Source organism: Comamonas sp. MYb69 (genome assembly GCF_037479315.1).
Classification (GTDB): Bacteria; Pseudomonadota; Gammaproteobacteria; order Burkholderiales; family Burkholderiaceae_C; genus Comamonas.
This window is the reverse complement of record NZ_JBBGZG010000001.1, coordinates 315,872-333,482: the sequence shown is the minus strand read 5'-3', so window position 1 is coordinate 333,482 and position 17,611 is coordinate 315,872. Positions and strand designations below refer to the sequence as shown.

The following is a 17,611-nucleotide window of genomic DNA, read 5'->3' as shown; positions in this document are numbered from 1 at the left end:
ATCCGAGAGGCGCGCAGGGCCGCAGGGCGCTAAGCGGCAGCGCAAGCTGCCGCCCGCCGCACAAACCGCCCAGCCCGCGCCGGCAAGGCGCCCGCCTCTTCCGTGTAACTAAGCACGCCATTGACCCAGACGGCTTCCACACCCACACTGCGCTGCTTGGGGTTTTCAAAGGTGGCCTGGTCCTGGATGCGCGCAGGGTCGAACACGACCACATCGGCGGCCTTGCCGGCGGCCAGCAGGCCGCGGTCGGCCATGCGAAAGCGCTGGGCCGACATGCCCGTCATCTTGTGCACCGCCTGGGCAAGGCTCAGCACGCCCTTGTCGCGCCAGTACATGGCCAGCACGCGAGGGAAGGCGCCCCAGAGCCGAGGGTGTGGGCGCTCGTCGTTGGGCAGGCCGTCCGAGCCGATCATGGCCAGCGGGTGGCGGATGACGCGCTCCACATCGTCTTCGCGCATCTGAAAGTAGCAGGCATTGCCGGGCTTGAGGCGCACGCAGGCGTCGTATTCGCTGATGCCCCAGTCGGCGGCAATATCGCGCAGGTAGCGGCCGCCCACCTCGGGGTGGGGCTCGCTGCGGGTGATCAGGATATCGATGACGCCATCGACCAGGTCCTCGCGCAGCACCGTCGACCCTGCGGTGTAGGGATAGACGTCCATCGACAGCTCTTGCTGCTGCGCCAGTTTGTCGACCAGCGGCAAGGTCTGCAGGGTGCGGCCCCAGTTGGCCGAGCCCGCGCATTTGTGGTGCGACAGCACCAGCGGCAGGCCCGATTGCTGGGCCGTGCCGGCAGCCTCCAGCATGGCCTCCAGAATGCCTTCGAGCTCGTCGCGGATATGGGTGGCATAGACGCCGCCATGCCGGGCGGCCACGGTGGCCACGGCCACCAGCTCCTGCATGTCGGCCGCGTAGGCCTCGCGGTAGAAGATGCCGCTGGACAGGCCCAGGGCTCCTGCCTGCATGGCCTCATGCATGTCCTCGGCCATCGCTTCGCGCTCGGCCGCATTGGCCGGGCGGCTCAGATCGGCCATGTGCTTGATGCGCAGCGAGGTGTGGCCCAAGAGCGCCGCGATGTTGATCGAGGGCTGCGCCGCATCGACGGCGGCTGCGTAGTCCTGCATGCTGCCAAAGCGGAACTGCTGGCAGCCCAGCAGCGACAACGGCGCGGGTGGGTGCGCCGTCACCACCGGTGCCAGCGAGATGCCGCAGTTGCCGGCGATCACCGTGGTCACCCCTTGCGAGAGCTTGGGCAGCATGGCCGGGCTGTTGAGCGCAGCGGCATCGTCATGGGTGTGTACATCGATAAAGCCCGGGGCGATCACCTTGGCCGTGCAATCGATCTGCAGCGGGTCCTGCGCCTTCCAGCGATCCAACGTGGCCTGCTGGGCGGCATCCACCGCGCCATCGCGGGCAAACACGCCAATGATGCGCCCGCCCTGCAGCCAGACATCGCCAACAAACTCCGACAGGCCGGTGCCATCCACCACCGTGCCATTGCTCAACCACACTCTGCGTTCCATTGTTGTCTCTCCAGGCGCTGCTGCCGGCTGCCATCAGCCGGCGGTTTTGCCTTGTTGCTGGCTGGGGGCGGCTGCATCGGGCACGGGGCCCCCTTTGCGTTGCTGCGCGGGCTGCTGAAAGCCCATGTATTCATAGCTGTCAAAGCCATGGGTCTCCAGCAGCCGCTTGTACTGCTGCATGCCGGTGACCACGCGTGGCCCCAGAATCTGCGCCAGGCGCACCATCATGATTTCGATCACCACCAGGTGGGCCAGGTAGGCCTCGGTGCCCACGCGCATCACTGCATCCTGCGGCACATTCACCGCCAGTACGTGGTCGGCCATCTCGGCCAGCGGCGTATCTGGCTGGGTCAGCGCCACGACGGTAGCGCCCTGCTGCTTGGCAAACTGCGCCGCCTCCAGGGTGTAGGGCATGCGCCCCACATGCGAAATCACAAAGGCCACGCCGTTCTTGCCCAGGGTCGAGGCCGACACCAGCTGCTGGTGGGCATCAAAGATGGCATTGGACGTGAGGCCCAGGCGGAACAAGCGGCTTTGCAGCTCTTGCGCCATAAAGGACGAAGCCGCCCCGACCGAGTAGCAATCGATGCGCGAGGCCTTGGCCATCTTGCCGGCCACCTCGTCGATCAGCGCTGCATCCAGGCGCTGGCCCAGGTTGGCAATCGCGCCCGCTGCCGCATGCACGATCTTGCTGACCACCTCGGCGGTGGAGTCGTCCTGCTGCACGCTGCGGTGCAGGTGCGAGCCCGAGACCGCCAAGGTCTGCGCCAGCGCCACCATGAACTCGCGCACCGAGGCATAGCCAAAGCGGCGGCACATGCGCACGATCGTCGGCATCGACACATTCGCCTGCAGCGCCAGCTGCTCGACCGTGGCCAGCACCGCAGCGCCGGGGTCGCGCAGGATCACATCGATCACCTGGCGCTGGGCCAATGGCAGCGCGGCCTGCTGCTGTTGCAGCAGCTGCAGGCTCAGCGCTGTTTTCAGGCTGGCCATTTCAGAACCTTGTCTCGATCGCATCGACCAGGTTCCAGGCATCGTCCACCACCGGAATCCAGCGCCACTTGTCAAAGGTGGTGCAAGGGTGGGAGATGCCCAGCGCAATGCGGTCGCCCACGGCCGGCGCGCCCTGCGCCGGGTCAAAACGCAGATAGGCATGCTGGTCGTTCAGGGCCGAGATGGTCCAGCCGGCAGGGGCGGGCTGCGCCTCCTGGCTGCCGCGCGGCGCATGGCGCTGCACGGAGGGCATCTCCAGGTCGTAGGAGATATCGCGGCGGCCGCAGGTGAGCAAGGCCAGGCCGGGCTCCGGCACGGACTGCACCATGGCCCAGACCTCGAGCGCGGCCTGCAGCGAGTCGGCCACGCCTTCGCGCTGCTCAACCAGCTTGAGCAGGCGCCGGTAGTTGCCATGGTCATGCGTGATGTAGCAGCCCGAGCGCAGCACGCCGGTAAAAGCACGCGACAAGCCCGCGCCCTGCAGCAGCGGCACCACCAGGTCAAAAATGGCCGAGCCGCCGGCACTCAGAATCGGCGCCTCCTCAGGCAGCAGGCCCTGTGCATCGCAGGCCTTGGCAATTTCGACCACGCGGCGCACCAGCTCGGCCACGGCGGGGATGTCATGCGCGCTGTCGCACTGGGTCAGGCCCCCCTCATAGCATTCGATGCCGCCCAGCTGGGCGCTGCCGCTGGCATGGATGGCCTGGGCCAGCGCCAGCGCCTCCTCCTGGCTGCGCACACCGGTGCGCTGGCCAGGAATGCCGACCTCGATCAGCACGTCAAAGCGGCGGGCGCTGTTGCGTGCACGGCTCCAGTCCTCGATACAGCGCAGCTGGCTGATCGAATCGACCAGGAACCAGACGCGCAGATCGGCGTGCTGGCTCAGCAACGCGTCCAGCCCATCCAGGTCGGCCGGTGCCACCACCTGGTTGGCAATGATGGCGCGGCGCGCACCGGCCTCCACACCGACCGCCAGTTGGAAGATGGTCGCAAAGGTCAGGCCCCAGGCGCCGCCTTTGAGCTGCAAATCAAACAGCTGGGGCGACATGGTGGTCTTGCCGTGCGGCGCAAACTGGATCTGGCGGCGCGCCGCATAGTCCTGCATCCAGCGGGCGTTGTGGGCCAGCGCCGACTGGCGGATGACGGCCAGCGGGTAAGGCAGGTCATCGCACAGCACATTCCAGCCGCGTTGGGCGAGCGCAGAGGCCTGGGTGGGGGCAGCAGCCAGCGGGTAGCTCTTGCTGCGCGCGTCAATCAAAAAATCGGGTTGCATGGTTCACTCTCTCAATCTTGGACTTTCCAGCAGGCCTGCAGATGGCCTTCGGCCACGGGGCGCAGCTGCATATCAGCCTGGGCGCAGCGCGCCTCGGCCTGCGGGCAACGGGTACGAAAGACGCAACCACTGGGCGGGTTCTTGGGGCTGGGCAGGTCTCCCGTCAAGAGCGGGATCGTGCGCCGCTGGGCCGGGTCCGGAATCGGCGCGGCTGCCAGCAAGGCCTGGGTGTAGGGGTGGCGCGGCCGTGCATACAAGGCCTCGGTCGGTGCCACCTCCACCACACGGCCCAGATACAGGACCACCACGCGATCGCAGAGGTATTCCACCACATCCAAATCGTGCGAGATGAACAGCAAGGTCAAACCAAGGCGGTCTTTGAGGTCGCCCAGCAAATTGACCACCTGCGCCTGGATGGACACGTCGAGCGCCGACAGCGGCTCATCGGCCACGATAAAGCGCGGCTGCACCGCCAGCGCCCGGGCAATGCCGATGCGCTGGCGCTGGCCGCCGGAGAACTCATGCGGAAAGCGCTCGGCATGCTCGGGACGCAGACCCACCTGGTCCAGCAGCTCGGCAATGCGCGGCTGGCGGGCTGCGCCCGGCGCCAGGCCGTGGGTGGACAGCGCCTCGCCCAGCACATCGCGGATGCGCATGCGCGGGTTCAGGCTGGCATAGGGGTCCTGAAAGATGATCTGGATATCGGCGCGCAGCGGCCGCATCGCGCTCGCGCCCAGGTGCGCCAGGTCCACGGTCTCGCCGCCCTGCTTGCGAAAATGCAGCTGGCCGTCCGTCGGCTCGATCAAGCGCGTCAGCAGCCGGCCGATGGTGCTTTTGCCGGAGCCGGACTCGCCCACCAGGCCCAGGGTCTCGCCCGGGAAGATGTCAAACGAGACATCCTGCACCGCACGCACCGGGTGGGCGCCGCTGCCAAACTGCTTGCTCAAATGCTGGATGCGCACCAGCGGCTGGGCCGCTGCGGTGGTGCCAGTCGCTGCCGTGGCCCGCTCGGCCGGGCGCTCCAGCGTGTCGGTCGTGCTCATGCGGCTTCTCCTGCGCGAATGCAGCGCACCTGGCGCTCGCTGGGCTCGGCATCGTTGCCGCTGCGCCATGTCTCCAGGCCGGGCATGGCCTGCTCGCAGGCGTTCAGGCGCTTGCTGCAGCGCGGCGCAAAGGCGCAGCCGGGCGGTGGGTTCAAGGGGCTGGAGACCTGGCCGGGGATGGCATCCAGGCGGCGCCGCCCCACAAAGGCAGGTTTGCCACCGGCGCGCAGCGCGGCGGCCTCGGCCAGCTCGCGCTGGCGCGCCATGCCGGGCAGGCAACCCAGCAGGCCCTGGGTGTAGGGGTGCTGGGGCGCGGCAAACAGCGCATGCACGCTGGCGGTCTCCACAATGCGGCCGGCATACATCACCGCAATCGCATCGGCATACTGCGCCACCACGCCCAGGTTGTGGGTCACAAACAGAATGCTCATGCCCGTCTCCTTTTGCAGCCGGCCCATCAAGGCCAGGATCTGCGCCTGGATGGTCACATCCAGTGCGGTGGTGGGCTCGTCGGCTATCAGCAGGCTCGGGTCGCAGGCCATGGCCAGCGCAATCATCACCCGCTGGCGCATGCCGCCAGACAGCTGGTGCGGGTACTCATGCACGCGCTGGGCGGCAGCCGGTATCTCGACGAGTTCCAGCATGCGCTGGGCATGGGCCAGGGCTGCGGCCTTGCCCAGGCCCTTGTGCAGGCGCACCGATTCGGCAATCTGCTCGCCCACGGTCAGCACCGGGTTCAGGCTGGTCATCGGCTCCTGGAACACCATCGCCAGCTCATTGCCGCGCAGCGCACGCAGCGATTTGGCATCGAGCGAGAGCAGATCGACGGTGCGGCCATCGCGCTGCACAAACCGGGCCTGGCCCTGCACCTGGGCCTGAGAGGTCTTGGCATGCAGGCCCATCAGCGACAGGCTGGTGACCGACTTGCCCGAACCCGACTCGCCCACCAGGGCCAGGGTCTGGCCCGGCAGGATCTGAAAGCTCACATCGGAGACGCTCTGGATACGCCCGCCTTCGGTGGCGAACGAGGTCGACAGCGAGCGCACATCCAGGCGAGGCGCGGCCATGTCGGCAGCCGCTGCAGGGGTGGCGGTGTTCATCATGATTTGTTCTTCAGCTTGGGGTCGAGCAGATCGCGCACACCGTCGCCCAGCAGTTGCAGCGACAGCGCCGTCAGCACAATGGCCACGCCCGGGGTCAGAATGGTCCAGAAGGCCTTGTCGGCATACTCCAGGCTGCCGGCAATCATCGTGCCCCAGGTGGGGATATCGGGCGGCACGCCCACGCCCAGAAACGACAGACCCGCCTCGGCCAGGATCGCATAGGCAAAGATGAAGGTGACCTGCACCAGCACCGGCGACAGCAGATTGGGCAGGATGTGGCGCCACAGAATCAAAGGCGTGCGCACGCCCAGCGCCTTGGCGGCATCGACAAACAGCAGCTCGCGCAGCACCAGGGTCGAGGCGCGCACCACGCGGGCCACGCGCGGCGTGTAGACGATGGTCAGCGCCAGAATCACATTCCACAGTGAGGCCCCCAAGATCGACACCAGCGCAATGCCCAGCAGGATGTCGGGGAAGGCCATCATCGCGTCGACCAGGCGCATCAGCGGCGCATCGAGCCGGCGAAAGTAACCGGCCAGCATGCCCAGCAAGGTGCCCAGCACCACGGCGCCCAGCGCGGTGAAAAAGCCGATCATCAGCGAGTAGCGCGCGCCATAGATGATGCGCGCCATCACATCGCGCCCCAGCTCATCATTGCCGGCCCAGTGCGCCCAGGAAGGCGCATGCAGGCGCATGCTGATGTTCATGCCATTGGGGTCGGAGTCGGTCAGCAGCGGGTAGAGCAAGGCGGTGGCTGCAATCAGCAGCAGCACCACGGCGCTCGCCAGCACCACCTTGCGCGCAAACAGCCGGCGCAGGGTTTTGAACCAGGGGGACTGGGCCCAGCCGCCGCGCGCGGGCAGCGGCAATGCTGTTGGGGCGGCGTTCATCATTGGCCCTCCAGACGAATGCGGGGATCGACCACCGTGTAGAGCAGGTCGATCGCGAGGTTGATGAAAACGTAGATGGCGGCAATGACCAGCAAGGTACCCTGGATGACCGGGTAATCGCGCCGCAGCACGGCCCGCACCACCAGGTTGCCCACGCCGGGCAGGTTGAACACGGTCTCGGTCACGACGGTGCCGCCAATCATCAAGGCCAGGGTCAGGCCCAGCACGGTGACGACGGGCACCAGCGCATTGCGCAGCACATGCTTGACGAGCACCACCGACTCGCCCAGGCCCTTGGCCCGGGCCGTGCGCACATAGTCCTCACCCAGAATGTCGAGCACCGAGGCGCGCGTGAAGCGGATGATCAGCGCCGAGTTGAGCACGCCCAGCACCAGGGCGGGCAGCAGCAGATGCTGCAGGCGGTCGCCAAAGCTCGCATCCGGATCGCCATAGCCCGAAGCCGGAAACCAGCCCAGGTGCACGGCAAAGACCTGGATCAGGATCAGGCCAAACCAGAAGCTGGGAATGCTGGCGCCCAGCATCGCAATGGTGCTGAGCACCTGGTCGATCCAGCTGCCGCGCCACACGGCCGCAGCCATGCCGCAGGGCACACCGATCAGGGCGGCAATCGACACGGCGAACAGCGCCAGAAACATCGTGGGCTCGGCGCGCTCCAGCAGCGCATGGGTGACCGGCATCTGCAAGAACAGCGACTGGCCCAGGTTGCCTTGCAGCACCTGGCCAATCCAGAGCACAAACTGGGTGGTCAGGGGCTTGTCCAGCCCGTACTGCACGCGCGCGGCAGCAATATCGGCGGCGGTGGCCTGGTCACCCAGCAGCAGCGCCACCGGATCGCCCGAGGCCAGGCGCGTGAGCAGGAACACCAGCACGGCCACCAGGGCGAGCACCACCACCGCGCCGCCCAGGCGCTTGACTAAAAAATGCAGCATGGCTGAACTCGAGAAACGCTGGGGCTTACTGGCTCAGCGAGGTGTTCCAGAAGAAGGGCCAGGGCATGGGCTGGTAGCCCTGCAGCTTGGACGAGCGCGCCGACAGCGCATTGAACTTGCCCACTTCGACAAAAGGCACCTCGTCATAGACGAGCGCCTGCACCTGGCCCCAGAGCGGGCCGCGCTTGGCCACATCGGGCTCGCCATTGAAGGCGGCAAGCGCGGCCTTCTTGGTCTCGGTCTCCCACCAGCCCGGCGCGCCGCTGCCCATCTGCGGAGGCGACAGCATCGGCTCAGGGAACAGGCCCGAGTGGGTCATATAGACATCCCAGAGCTTGGCATCGTTGCGGCGCTGCACCAGGGTGGCCCAGTCCACCACCTGCAGCTCGGTCTTGAAGCCGGCGCGCTTCAAGTGCTCGGCCATCACCAGCGCCATGTTGTAGTGGAACTCATACTGGCGGCTGGCCATGATGCGGATGGGCTCGGACTTGTAGCCGGCCTTGGCCGCCTGGTCCTTGGCCAGCTGCGGGTTCTTCTGGTTGTAGAGCTTGGCACCGGCATCCGAGTAGTACGGCGTGCCCTTGGCAAAGAAGTTGGGCTCGGCCGCAAAGAAGCGCTTGTCGCCAAAGCCGGCCTGCAGCATCTCGGCCGGGCCCATCGCGGTCTGCACCGCCTGGCGCAGTTCCTTCTTGGCCAGCACGCCTTCCTTGGTGTTGAAGACGATGTAAGGGAAGCCAAAGTTCTGCGTGACGATCGGCACCACATTGGGCGCGGCCTTTTCCAGGCGGCCAACCGATTCGACCTGCAGCAGATCGGCGTACTGGAACTGGCCCGAGAGCACGCCCTCAACCCGCGTCGTCGCATTGGGCACCGGCACAAAGCGCAGCTCATCGAGCAGGGCCTCGCGCTTGCCGGCATAGCCACTGGCGGGCTCGCTGCGCGCGGCGTACTGGTCAAAACGCGCCAGCACGGTGAACTGGTCAGGCTTGCGCTCCTTGAGTTGGTAGGGGCCGGTGCCGATGAAATCCTTGAGCACCGGTGCCACCACCTCCTTGGGCATGATGCCGGCCATGCCGCTGGGCATCGCCAGGTGGGCCAGCAGCGGTGCATACACCGCCTTGAGCTTGATCTCCACCGTCTGCGGGTTCTTGGCGCTCATGCTGGCAATCTCCTGGCCCACGGCCTTGCCGCGCGCCGACACGTCCATCCAGCGCTGCAGCGAGGCGACCACGTCATCGGCCACCATCTCCTTGCCGTTGTGGAACTTGACGCCCTTGCGCAGGCTGATGGTGTAGGTCAGGCCATCGGCGGAGATGACCGGCATGGCCTGGGCCAGCATCGGCTGGATGCGCCACTGCGCATCAAAGGTGAAAAGCGGCTCGTAGACGTGTTGCATGATGGTGCCCACCAGGTCGGTGGAGCTGACCATCGGGTCCAGGCTCTGGGGTTCGCCAATCATGGCCAGGTTGGCCGCCCCGCCCTTGTGGGCCGCCTGGGCCCAGGCGCTGCCCGCTGGCAGGCCTACGCAACCGGCAGCCAACAGGGCTGCGGCAAGCAGTTGGCGACGGGAGGTGCGGACACGCAAGGCAAGGGCGTTCATGGGGCAGGCTTTCATCGAAGGGGTGAAGAAATTTTTTTACACCACAACCGCTAAAAACTGCCTTCAAATCGTCTTATTGACAGATTTATGGGTTGTTGATGTAATATCTTTACATATAGGAGCCCACCCCCATGACAGTAATTACCCTAGGCCAACCCCCTCTCGCATCGGACCGTCTGGCCCGTCCGCTCTCGCCCGCAGTGCGCGCTGGCGACTTTGTTTTTGTCTCCGGCACCGTGCCCACCGATGACCAGGGCCAGGTTGTGCCCGGCGGCATCGAGGCGCAGACGCGCGCCGTGTTCAAGCGCCTGGAAGAGGCCTTGGCGCTGGGCGGCTGCACCCTGGCCGATGTTGCCAAGGTCAATGTCTGGCTCGATGACCCGCGTGATTTCGGCAGCTTCAACCGCGTCTACATGGAGTGCTTTGGTGACCACCGCCCGGCCCGCTCGACCGTGGAATCGCGCCTGATGATCGACGCCAAGGTCGAGATCGACGTGACGGCCTACAAGCCGCTGTAAAACCACTAGCGCACAGGCGCAACGGGCGCGCGCAGCAGGCGCGACAGCTGCCCGCTGCAGGCGCTTCTACAATGGCCCGCGCAGACTTGGTCTGCGCTTTTTTTCGCCTTCTCTCACCGCCATGCCCAAGCCTCCGACCTTTTCCGCCCGCACGCCGTCAGACCCGCGCCCCCGCATGCTCGCCATCGACTGGGGCACCACCTCACTGCGGGGCGTGCGCATCGATGCACAGGGCCAGATCAGCGAGCGGCGCGCCCTGCCCCAAGGCATCCTGCAAGTGGCGCCCGGCGGCTTTGCCGATGCGTTTGCACAGCACTTTGGCGACTGGCTGGCCGAAGGGCCCCAGCTGTGTCTGCTGTCGGGCATGGTGGGCAGCCGCCAGGGCTGGCAGGAAGCGCCTTACTGCCCCTGCCCGGCCGATTTTTCTGCGCTGTGCCAGCAGCTGCTCTGGCTCGATCTTCCCCAGGGCGTGCCCACGGCCATCGTGCCGGGCATGAGCAGCCTGGCACAGAGCCAGGTCGATGCCGTGCATGGCGTGCCCGATGTGATGCGCGGCGAAGAAATCCAGGTGATTGGCGCGCTGCGGCTGATGGGCAGCCGCGACGGCCTGCTGGTGCTGCCGGGCACGCACAGCAAATGGGTGCAGGCGCAAAACAGCACCATCACCGGCTTCAAGACCTTCATGACCGGCGAGCTGTTTGCGCTGCTGGCCCAGCACTCGATCCTGGGCAAGACGCTGGACAGCAGCGCCGTGCTGGACGAGGCCGCCTTTGTCCAGGGGCTGGAGCGGGCGCAGAGCCCCGACAGCCTGAGCCACCTGCTGTTTGGCACGCGTGCGCTGTCGCTGTTTGGCGCGCTGGACCCGGCCCAGTCGGCCAGCTACCTCTCGGGCCTGCTGATCGGCCAGGAGCTGCGCACCATGCCGACGGCCGCGGGCAGCCGCGTTGCCGTCATCGGCTCCAGCACCCTGGTGCAGCGCTACAGCCTGGCACTGCGCCATGGAGGCTGCGAGCCCATTGCCTTTGGTGACGAAGCCACCTGGGCCGGCCACCAGGCCATTTACGAGCACCTGACCCAAGGCTGAACACGCCACCCAACCCCTGCCCTCTTCGTACAGCCCTCCATCCAGAACACCGCCATGAACCTGCTCCAACAATTCCAGGCCCTGCAGGCCAAGCTGCCGCTGATCGCCATCCTGCGCGGCCTCACCCCCAGCGAGGCCGTGCCCGTGGGTGCCGCCTTGCAATCGGCCGGCTTTGGCCTGTGGGAAGTACCGCTGAACTCGCCCGAGCCACTGGAGAGCATTGCCGCGATGCGCGAGGCCTACCCGCATGTGCTGGTGGGCGCTGGCACGGTGCTGACGCCCCAGCAGGTGCGCGAGGTGCATGCCGCCGGCGGCCAGCTCATCATCTCGCCCAACTGCAACCCGGCCGTGATCGACGAGGCCGTCAAGCTGGGCCTCATCAGCCTGCCCGGCGTCTTCACCCCCACCGAGGCATTCATGGCGCTCGAGCATGGCGCCCATGGCCTCAAGATCTTCCCCGCCGAGCTGGCCTCGCCCGCCGTCATCAAGGCCCTGCTGGCCGTGCTACCCAAGGGCAGCAATATCTACCCCGTCGGCGGCATTGCGCCCGACAACATGGCCCCCTGGCTGCAAGCGGGCGCGGCAGGCTTTGGCATTGGCTCTGCACTATTCAAGCCCGGCAAGACGGCAGCGCAGGTGCGTGTGGATGCGCTGGCGTTTGCGGAGAACTTTCAGGCGGCAAAAGCGGGCTGACCAAATCAGCGCCACGCCGTAAAAAAAGGCCTGCTCCCCGTCTTGGGAGCAGGCCTTTTGCTTGGGGCCAAAGCCTGGTGTTTATTGCATCTGCTGCAGGTTGCCGATGCGCACCAGCATCTCGGTAAACATCTGCATATCGGCTTGCAGATCCGGCACTTCCTTGTACTCCAGCGCGTTGTGCGCGGTGTACTTCTTGCCGGGCATCGCGGGGCCAAAGTTGATGGCATTGGGCATCAGCTTGGCGGTGGTGCTGCCGGCGGTGGGCACGGGCTTGGCATCGAGGCCGGTGGTGTCGCCAAAGATGTTCAGCAGGGTCGAGAGCCAGGCGCCCTTGGGGTCGCGGGCCATCCAGTTGCCTTGGCTGTAGTCGATCTTGACGGGCACCTTGGTCGCAGCGCTCCAGTTGGCAATGCCCTTTTCCACCTCGGCCTTGAGCTGCTCGGGCGATTTGCCGCGCGGCATGCGCGCATTGGCGGTCACCTCCAGCTGGCCATTGCCGGGCTTGATCAGGTTGGGCGAGATGGTCAGCGGGCCCATGAAGTCATCAGCGTAGGCAACATTCAGGCCCTTGCCAAAGTAGTCCATGCCAAACACGCCATTGATGTAGCGCACGGCTTCGCTGTACTGGTTCTGCTGCACCAGCGGCTGGCCCTGGGCGGGCATCAGCGCCGATTGCAGCAGCAAGGCCAGGCGCGGCACGGGGTTCACGCCTTCTTCAGGGCGCGAGCCGTGGGCGGAGGTGCCGGTCACCTTGATGTCGATCTTGTTGGCGCTGCTCACCAGGTCCACACTGAACTTGCCAAACTGCTGGTTGCTGGCCACAAAGCTGTCTTTGGCGGCTTGCAGTTGCTGGGCCACGGCGGCCAGCGCGGCGGCATTGCCGGCCTCGATCGTCGCGGTAGCCGTCTGGGCAATCGCATTGGCCGATGCGGCGCCGGCCATCGCGGTAATGGCCGGTTGCTGCGGGTCGGTCTTCATATCAGCAAAGCTGGCCTTGATGGCGCCCGTGCCTTTTTCGGCCACCACGGCCGGGTACTTGCTGTCGAGCACGATGTTGTAGTCGGGCAGCTTGGTCTTGTCGCGGTAGTACTTCATCGCGTCGCCACCGGTCTCTTCGGTGGTCTCGATCATCAGGCGGATGCCGCGCTGCAATGGCAGCTTGGATTGCTTGACGGCCTTCATCGCATACAGCACCGTGGCGATCGAGCCCTTGTCGTCGATGGTGCCGCGACCGTAGAGCTTGTCGCCCACACGGGTGACCTTGAAGGGGTCGAGCTGCTGGCCATCCACCACCCATTCGGCAGGCACCACCGGCACCACATCCGCATGGGTCAGAATGCCGAACTCTTCTGCGCTCGTTCCCGGCAAGGTCACTTCAAAGATGCGGTTGTCCACATTGCGGTACTGCAGGCCAAAGTCCTGGGCCATCTTTTCCACCATGCGGCCAAAGTCGATGATGGCCGGGCTCTCATGCGGCGGCACCTTGGGGTCGCGCACCGTTGGCAGCGCCACCATCTGGGTAATGCTGCTGAGCACCTGGTGCTCTTGCGTCAGGCGGGTGTAGAGGCCGAGCAGGCGGGCCACATTGGCCAGGTCATCGCCTTGCAGCGCCTGGCCTTGCGTGTAGCGCTGCACCGCAGGGGCCAAGCGGGCATCCTGCTTGGCGGCGTTCTGCAAAAACTGTGCAAAGGTCGCAGGCGTCTTCACGGCTTCGGCGGCAATGGCATCGAGCGCCGGCTTTTGCAGCAGCTGGGCCTGGGCGCTTGCAGCGGCCAGGGCAATACCCAGGGAGATGGCGGTGTGGCGGAATACGGTCTTCATGGCAAACCTCGGTCTCTTATTTTGGAAAGACAAAAGAATAGCCGTTTTCCGCCCCACCCCGCGCCAGAAAACGCCGCCAGCATGGCGCAGAACATGCCGAACATGCCCGCTTGGTACCGGATGCAGACAGCCGTACTGGCGCACCCACCTTCAGGAGCTGTGCGGCGGCTGGCTCACGCGTATTTTTTGGCCCCCGCCACGCAGACCACCGCCACCAGGGTCACGACCAGCATCGACCAACTGACCTGCTCATGCAGCAGCACGGCAGCCAGCGCAAAACCCATAAAGGGCTGCAGCAGCTGCAACTGGCCGACCGCCGCAATGCCGCCTTGTGCCAGCCCCCGGTACCAGAACACAAAGCCGATCAGCTGGCTGAACACGGCCACATAGACAAAGCTGAGCCAGGTGGCGCTGCTGACATGGGCCAAGCTGGCAGGGGCCAGCCACAGCGCCAACGGCAGCATCAGCGGCAGCGCCAAAACCAACGCCCAGCTGATGACCTGCCAGCCGCCCAGCTTGCGCGACAGGCGCGCGCCCTCGGCGTAACCCATGCCGCAGACCAGCACGGCGGCCAGCATCAGCACATCGCCGCTGAGCGATCCCTGCCCGCCGCCCAGGGCCGCATAGCCCGCCACGGCGGCAGCCCCCATCAGCGAAAACACCCAGAACAGCCCCTGGGGCCGCTCACCGCCGCGCAACACCGCAAACAAGGCGGTGGACAGCGGCAGCAAGCCGATAAAGACAATGGAATAGGCCGAGGTCATGCGCTGCAGCGCCAAGGCCGTCAGCAGCGGAAAACCCACCACCACGCCCAAGGCCGCAATCGCGAGCGACGGCACATCGCCCGCGGCAGGCCGGCGCGCACGCTGGGCCAGCAAAAAGACACCCCCCAACAGCGCCGCCACCACGGCGCGGGCACAGGTCAGAAAACTAGGGTTCAAATCTGCCACCGCCACCCGCGTGGCCGGCAGCGAACCGGCAAAAATCGCCACCCCCACCAGGCCATTGAGCCACCCGCCCGTACTTTTCTCCATGCCAGACTCCTTGATCGAGCCTGCAGTACAGCATGCCGCCTGCCCTCTGCACCAGACACAGTGCAGTACAGTTCAAAGAAACTGTCATCAATAAAAGGCCATACAGTTGGCAGCCAAGCGGGCCGCAGATCCTGCAGTTAGCGGCCTTGCGCCTCGGCTGTAGCTTGTCTCAAGGCCCGGTCCAGCACCGCAAACACCCGCTCGTCGGCGCACTGCGACACGTTGAAGCGCACATAGTCGCCCGCCGACTGCGACTGGCTGAACGAGTTGCCAGGCGCCAGCACCACCCCTTCTTGCAGACAAGCCCGCGCCACCGCTGCCGCATCGGCGCCTTGCGGCAGACGGCACCACAAAAACATGCCGGCCTGCGGCACCAAGGCGGGCTCTACCCGCAGCTTGCGCAGCCGCTGGGCCACTTTGTCCATGTTCTTGGCCAGGCGCTGGCGCACCAGATCCATATGCTTGCGGTAGCCGCTGTCGGTCAGGGTTTTCAGGATGATGTCCTGCGCCAGCCGCCCGGCACCAAAGGTGGTGGCCAGCTTCAGGTCCACCAGGCCCTCGATCCAGTCGGGGCGGGCCGCCAGGTAGCCGCAGCGCACGGAGGCAGAGACGGTCTTGGAGAAGCTGCCGATCTGGATCACGCGCGCCAGCCCGTCAAATGCGGCCAGCCGGGGCGCATGCTGGTTTTCAAAGTCGGCAAAGATATCGTCTTCCACAATCACCAGGTCCGAGCCCTCCACCAGCTTGAGCAGCCGGTGCGCCACCAGCGGCGACAGCGCGGCGCCCGTGGGGTTGTGGATGCCGGCATTGGTGATGTAGAGCCGGGGCTGGTGCGCTTGGAGGGCCTTGGCAAACAGCTGCACATCGGGGCCCTGCGGCGTGTAGGGCACGCCCACTGCCTGTACCTGGTGCGCCTTGAGCAGCGCATGGAAGTTGAAGTAGCAGGGGTCATCGACCAGCACCGTGTCGCCGGGCTTGAGCAAGAAGCGGCACACCAGGTCGATGGCCTGGGTGCCCGACTCGGTCAGCATCAGCTGCTCGGGCGATACCTCAATGCCCGTAGCCGCCATGCGCCTGGCCAGCAGCTGGCGCAGCCCCGGGCTGCCTAGCGGCGAGGCATATTCGGTCAGCTCCGCCAGCGGCCCGCGCGCCTGCGCACGCAGCGCCCGCCGCACGCCCTCTTCAAACATCCACTCCGGCGGCAGCCAGCCACAGCCCGGGCGCAGCGTGGCATGGTCGCTCTCCAGCGACTGGCGCGACACCCAGAGCGGATCGACGACCCGGTCCAGCTTGGGCCCCAGCTTCAGCAGCGCCAGCGGTGCCACCGGCCCGTTGACATAAAAGCCCGCCCCCGGCCGCGCCACCACCAGGCCCTCGGCCGCCAGCCTTTCATAGGCCTCCACCACCGTCGACACCGACATGCCCAGCAACCCCGCCTGCTGCCGCACCGATGGCAGCCGCGTGCCCGGCAAATAGCTGCGCGCTGCCATGCCGGCACGCACATGGGCCATGACCTGTTGGATAAGGGTTCCGTTGCGCGCCATGGTCCGCTCCACTGTTCTGGCAAAAATCAATAACGGTTGAGCTTAATTGTTATTGGATGCGGATGCTATCTCTGCCCTATTGGGCAAACCCACCAACGCCGGATGCCCCGGCAGCACCTCCAGCAAATAGTCCACAAAGCTGCGCACCTTGGCCGGCACATACTGCCGGTCGCGGAAGCAGGCAAAAAAGTCCAAGGTCACATCTTCCAGCTGCAGCGGGCCCGGTGCTGCTTTACGACCCTTGCGCGCGGGCTGCAGCACCAAGGGCAGCAGCCGCCCTTCCTGCACATGGCGCTGCGTGATAAAGCTGCCAGCCCAGACAATGCCGCCACCGGCAACGGCCAGCTCCACCAGCGCATCGATATCGGTGCCAATGGCGGCAATGCGCAGGCCAGGGTCGACCCGGCGGCCATCGCGCACAAAGGGCCAGCGCATAAAGCGCCCGTCCCGCTCGCGGCGGTACAGCAAGCAGGCATGCTGCAGCAGGTCGTCAGCCACCTGCGGGCGGCCATGTTTTTCCAGATACGCGGGTGAGGCATAGAGAAGGCGCGGCATGGCCGCCAGGGGCCGCACCGACATGCCGGGCTCCAGCACATCGCGGTAGCGGATGCTGACGTCCACATCCTCCTTGAGCACATCGACATCGCGGTCAGTCACCAGCAATTCCAGCTCCAGCTGCGGGTGGCGCGCCTGGAAGGCCGGCAGCAAGGGCGCCAGCACATGTCGGCCAAAGGCAGCCATACAGGCCACCCGCAGCCGCCCTTGCACAACCCCATGTACCAGCGACACATCGGCCTGCGCCCGCGCCAGTTCATCGAGCACCGGTGCCACCCGGGCCAGGTAGCGCTCACCCGCTTCGGTCAACGCCATCGAGCGCGTGGTGCGCGTGATCAGCCGTGTGCCCAGCTCGCGTTCCAGCCGCGCAATGTTCTGGCTAGCCGCCGCCGGAGAGATACCCAGCTGGCGTGCAGCCGAGGCGATGGAGCCCCCTTCCAGGGCTTTGACAAAGATGTCGATGGCGCGCAGATTCGTCATAAATGCGAATGTATACGCAAACCCATTCGTAAATCCAGATTACGAGTTCTGCAAGCCTGCGCCCACTACCGGATGGGCTGCTGCCTGCGTACAGTCTCCCATAAGGTGCTGGGCCACCGTGCCCGGCCGTTATGGATTTGGAGCCAGCGATGCAGAATGTGATTGAAGCAGTGACGCCCCAGGGCGATGTGGTTTTTCGGGCAGCGGATGGGAGCTATATCGTCGCCCAGCAGATCGATGCCAAGCCCTTGAAGCAGGCGCAGATCCTGGAGGGCGCGCTGGAGACGATTGGCATCGAGACTGCGACGGATGTGAATACGGGACAGAGCTACGAGTTCTTTATCGCCGGCTATGGGCTGTCGCGCGAAGGGGCCTTTGGGGCGCCGGAGTGAGCTGCGCATTCCATGCCTCCCTGGGAACGTACCACGCTGCCCTTTCCTCAGGCGTGTTGAAACCTCATTCCACCATTTCCATCCTTGACACCCAATGACCGATTGAAGGATG

At 65.9% G+C, this 17,611-nt stretch carries 16 protein-coding genes; 4 read left to right on the top strand and 12 right to left on the bottom strand.

Features of this window, described 5'->3' with window-relative positions:
- Positions 1–29 precede the first annotated feature (29 nt).
- Genes WH303_RS01435 through WH303_RS01400 form a run of 8 tightly spaced genes read right to left on the bottom strand, consistent with a single transcriptional unit; the run spans position 30 to position 9,375 of the window.
- Positions 30–1,520 (bottom strand): N-acyl-D-amino-acid deacylase family protein, encoded by a 1,491-nt coding sequence (locus WH303_RS01435; RefSeq protein WP_339516385.1) that lies wholly within the window; start codon positions 1,518–1,520, stop codon positions 30–32.
- 33 nt (positions 1,521–1,553) lie between these two features.
- Positions 1,554–2,516 carry a MurR/RpiR family transcriptional regulator gene (locus WH303_RS01430; RefSeq protein WP_339516383.1) on the bottom strand — a complete coding sequence of 321 codons (963 nt, stop codon included), beginning with the start codon at positions 2,514–2,516 and terminating at the stop codon, positions 1,554–1,556.
- Position 2,517: 1 nt separating this feature from the next.
- Entirely contained in the window at positions 2,518–3,789 is a 1,272-nt protein-coding gene (locus WH303_RS01425; RefSeq protein WP_339516381.1) for an amino acid deaminase, read from the bottom strand.
- 11 nt (positions 3,790–3,800) lie between these two features.
- Positions 3,801–4,832, bottom strand: a complete 1,032-nt coding sequence (locus WH303_RS01420; protein ID WP_021028540.1) for an ABC transporter ATP-binding protein — start codon at positions 4,830–4,832, stop codon at positions 3,801–3,803.
- Positions 4,829–5,932, bottom strand: coding sequence for an ABC transporter ATP-binding protein (locus WH303_RS01415; RefSeq protein ID WP_339516629.1), 1,104 nt, complete (start codon positions 5,930–5,932; stop codon positions 4,829–4,831). The genes WH303_RS01420 and WH303_RS01415 overlap by 4 nt, the downstream gene beginning before the upstream one ends.
- Entirely contained in the window at positions 5,932–6,825 is an 894-nt protein-coding gene (locus WH303_RS01410) for an ABC transporter permease (RefSeq protein WP_021024848.1), read from the bottom strand. Before WH303_RS01410 ends, WH303_RS01415 begins: the two co-directional genes overlap by 1 nt.
- Positions 6,825–7,775, bottom strand: a complete 951-nt coding sequence (locus WH303_RS01405) for an ABC transporter permease (protein ID WP_021024849.1) — start codon at positions 7,773–7,775, stop codon at positions 6,825–6,827. Before WH303_RS01405 ends, WH303_RS01410 begins: the two co-directional genes overlap by 1 nt.
- Positions 7,776–7,800: 25 nt before the next feature.
- Positions 7,801–9,375, bottom strand: coding sequence for an ABC transporter substrate-binding protein (locus WH303_RS01400; RefSeq protein WP_021024850.1), 1,575 nt, complete (start codon positions 9,373–9,375; stop codon positions 7,801–7,803).
- 131 nt (positions 9,376–9,506) lie between these two features.
- Between WH303_RS01400 and WH303_RS01395 the strand changes: the two genes are divergently transcribed.
- The 3 genes from WH303_RS01395 (at position 9,507) to WH303_RS01385 (ending at position 11,670) form a co-directional block, all read left to right on the top strand.
- Positions 9,507–9,893 carry a RidA family protein gene (locus WH303_RS01395; RefSeq protein ID WP_021024851.1) on the top strand — a complete coding sequence of 129 codons (387 nt, stop codon included), beginning with the start codon at positions 9,507–9,509 and terminating at the stop codon, positions 9,891–9,893.
- 121 nt (positions 9,894–10,014) lie between these two features.
- Positions 10,015–10,977, top strand: coding sequence for a 2-dehydro-3-deoxygalactonokinase (locus WH303_RS01390; RefSeq protein WP_339516368.1), 963 nt, complete (start codon positions 10,015–10,017; stop codon positions 10,975–10,977).
- 54 nt (positions 10,978–11,031) lie between these two features.
- A complete protein-coding gene (locus WH303_RS01385; RefSeq protein WP_339516366.1) occupies positions 11,032–11,670 on the top strand; it encodes a 2-dehydro-3-deoxy-6-phosphogalactonate aldolase in 639 nt (212 codons plus the stop codon).
- Positions 11,671–11,751: 81 nt separating this feature from the next.
- Here the strand turns inward: WH303_RS01385 and WH303_RS01380 are convergent, their stop codons facing one another.
- The 4 genes from WH303_RS01380 to WH303_RS01365 all read right to left on the bottom strand — a co-directional run bounded on the left by WH303_RS01380 (position 11,752) and on the right by WH303_RS01365 (position 17,107).
- Entirely contained in the window at positions 11,752–13,494 is a 1,743-nt protein-coding gene (locus WH303_RS01380) for a dipeptidase (RefSeq protein WP_339516364.1), read from the bottom strand.
- Between the two features lie 173 nt (positions 13,495–13,667).
- Complete coding sequence (locus tag WH303_RS01375; protein WP_339516362.1) at positions 13,668–14,528, bottom strand: DMT family transporter; 861 nt, start codon at positions 14,526–14,528, stop codon at positions 13,668–13,670.
- A 137-nt stretch (positions 14,529–14,665) separates the two neighbouring features.
- Complete coding sequence (locus WH303_RS01370; protein WP_339516360.1) at positions 14,666–16,072, bottom strand: aminotransferase-like domain-containing protein; 1,407 nt, start codon at positions 16,070–16,072, stop codon at positions 14,666–14,668.
- A gap of 42 nt (positions 16,073–16,114) precedes the next feature.
- Positions 16,115–17,107 carry a LysR family transcriptional regulator gene (locus tag WH303_RS01365; RefSeq protein ID WP_021024857.1) on the bottom strand — a complete coding sequence of 331 codons (993 nt, stop codon included), beginning with the start codon at positions 17,105–17,107 and terminating at the stop codon, positions 16,115–16,117.
- A 149-nt stretch (positions 17,108–17,256) separates the two neighbouring features.
- Between WH303_RS01365 and WH303_RS01360 the strand changes: the two genes are divergently transcribed.
- Entirely contained in the window at positions 17,257–17,499 is a 243-nt protein-coding gene (locus WH303_RS01360) for a hypothetical protein (RefSeq protein WP_043338187.1), read from the top strand.
- The last annotated feature ends 112 nt before the right edge of the window (positions 17,500–17,611 follow it).

What these genes read in the sequence shown, in the direction of transcription:
- WH303_RS01435 (WP_339516385.1), bottom strand. Translation starts at nt 1,520, where the DNA reads ATGGAACGCAGAGTGTGGTTGAGCAATGGCACGGTGGTGGATGGCACC.
- WH303_RS01430 (WP_339516383.1), bottom strand. Translation starts at nt 2,516, where the DNA reads ATGGCCAGCCTGAAAACAGCGCTGAGCCTGCAGCTGCTGCAACAGCAG.
- WH303_RS01425 (WP_339516381.1), bottom strand. Translation starts at nt 3,789, where the DNA reads ATGCAACCCGATTTTTTGATTGACGCGCGCAGCAAGAGCTACCCGCTG.
- WH303_RS01420 (WP_021028540.1), bottom strand. Translation starts at nt 4,832, where the DNA reads ATGAGCACGACCGACACGCTGGAGCGCCCGGCCGAGCGGGCCACGGCA.
- WH303_RS01415 (WP_339516629.1), bottom strand. Translation starts at nt 5,932, where the DNA reads ATGAACACCGCCACCCCTGCAGCGGCTGCCGACATGGCCGCGCCTCGC.
- WH303_RS01410 (WP_021024848.1), bottom strand. Translation starts at nt 6,825, where the DNA reads ATGAACGCCGCCCCAACAGCATTGCCGCTGCCCGCGCGCGGCGGCTGG.
- WH303_RS01405 (WP_021024849.1), bottom strand. Translation starts at nt 7,775, where the DNA reads ATGCTGCATTTTTTAGTCAAGCGCCTGGGCGGCGCGGTGGTGGTGCTC.
- WH303_RS01400 (WP_021024850.1), bottom strand. Translation starts at nt 9,375, where the DNA reads ATGAACGCCCTTGCCTTGCGTGTCCGCACCTCCCGTCGCCAACTGCTT.
- WH303_RS01395 (WP_021024851.1), top strand. Translation starts at nt 9,507, where the DNA reads ATGACAGTAATTACCCTAGGCCAACCCCCTCTCGCATCGGACCGTCTG.
- WH303_RS01390 (WP_339516368.1), top strand. Translation starts at nt 10,015, where the DNA reads ATGCCCAAGCCTCCGACCTTTTCCGCCCGCACGCCGTCAGACCCGCGC.
- WH303_RS01385 (WP_339516366.1), top strand. Translation starts at nt 11,032, where the DNA reads ATGAACCTGCTCCAACAATTCCAGGCCCTGCAGGCCAAGCTGCCGCTG.
- WH303_RS01380 (WP_339516364.1), bottom strand. Translation starts at nt 13,494, where the DNA reads ATGAAGACCGTATTCCGCCACACCGCCATCTCCCTGGGTATTGCCCTG.
- WH303_RS01375 (WP_339516362.1), bottom strand. Translation starts at nt 14,528, where the DNA reads ATGGAGAAAAGTACGGGCGGGTGGCTCAATGGCCTGGTGGGGGTGGCG.
- WH303_RS01370 (WP_339516360.1), bottom strand. Translation starts at nt 16,072, where the DNA reads ATGGCGCGCAACGGAACCCTTATCCAACAGGTCATGGCCCATGTGCGT.
- WH303_RS01365 (WP_021024857.1), bottom strand. Translation starts at nt 17,107, where the DNA reads ATGACGAATCTGCGCGCCATCGACATCTTTGTCAAAGCCCTGGAAGGG.
- WH303_RS01360 (WP_043338187.1), top strand. Translation starts at nt 17,257, where the DNA reads ATGCAGAATGTGATTGAAGCAGTGACGCCCCAGGGCGATGTGGTTTTT.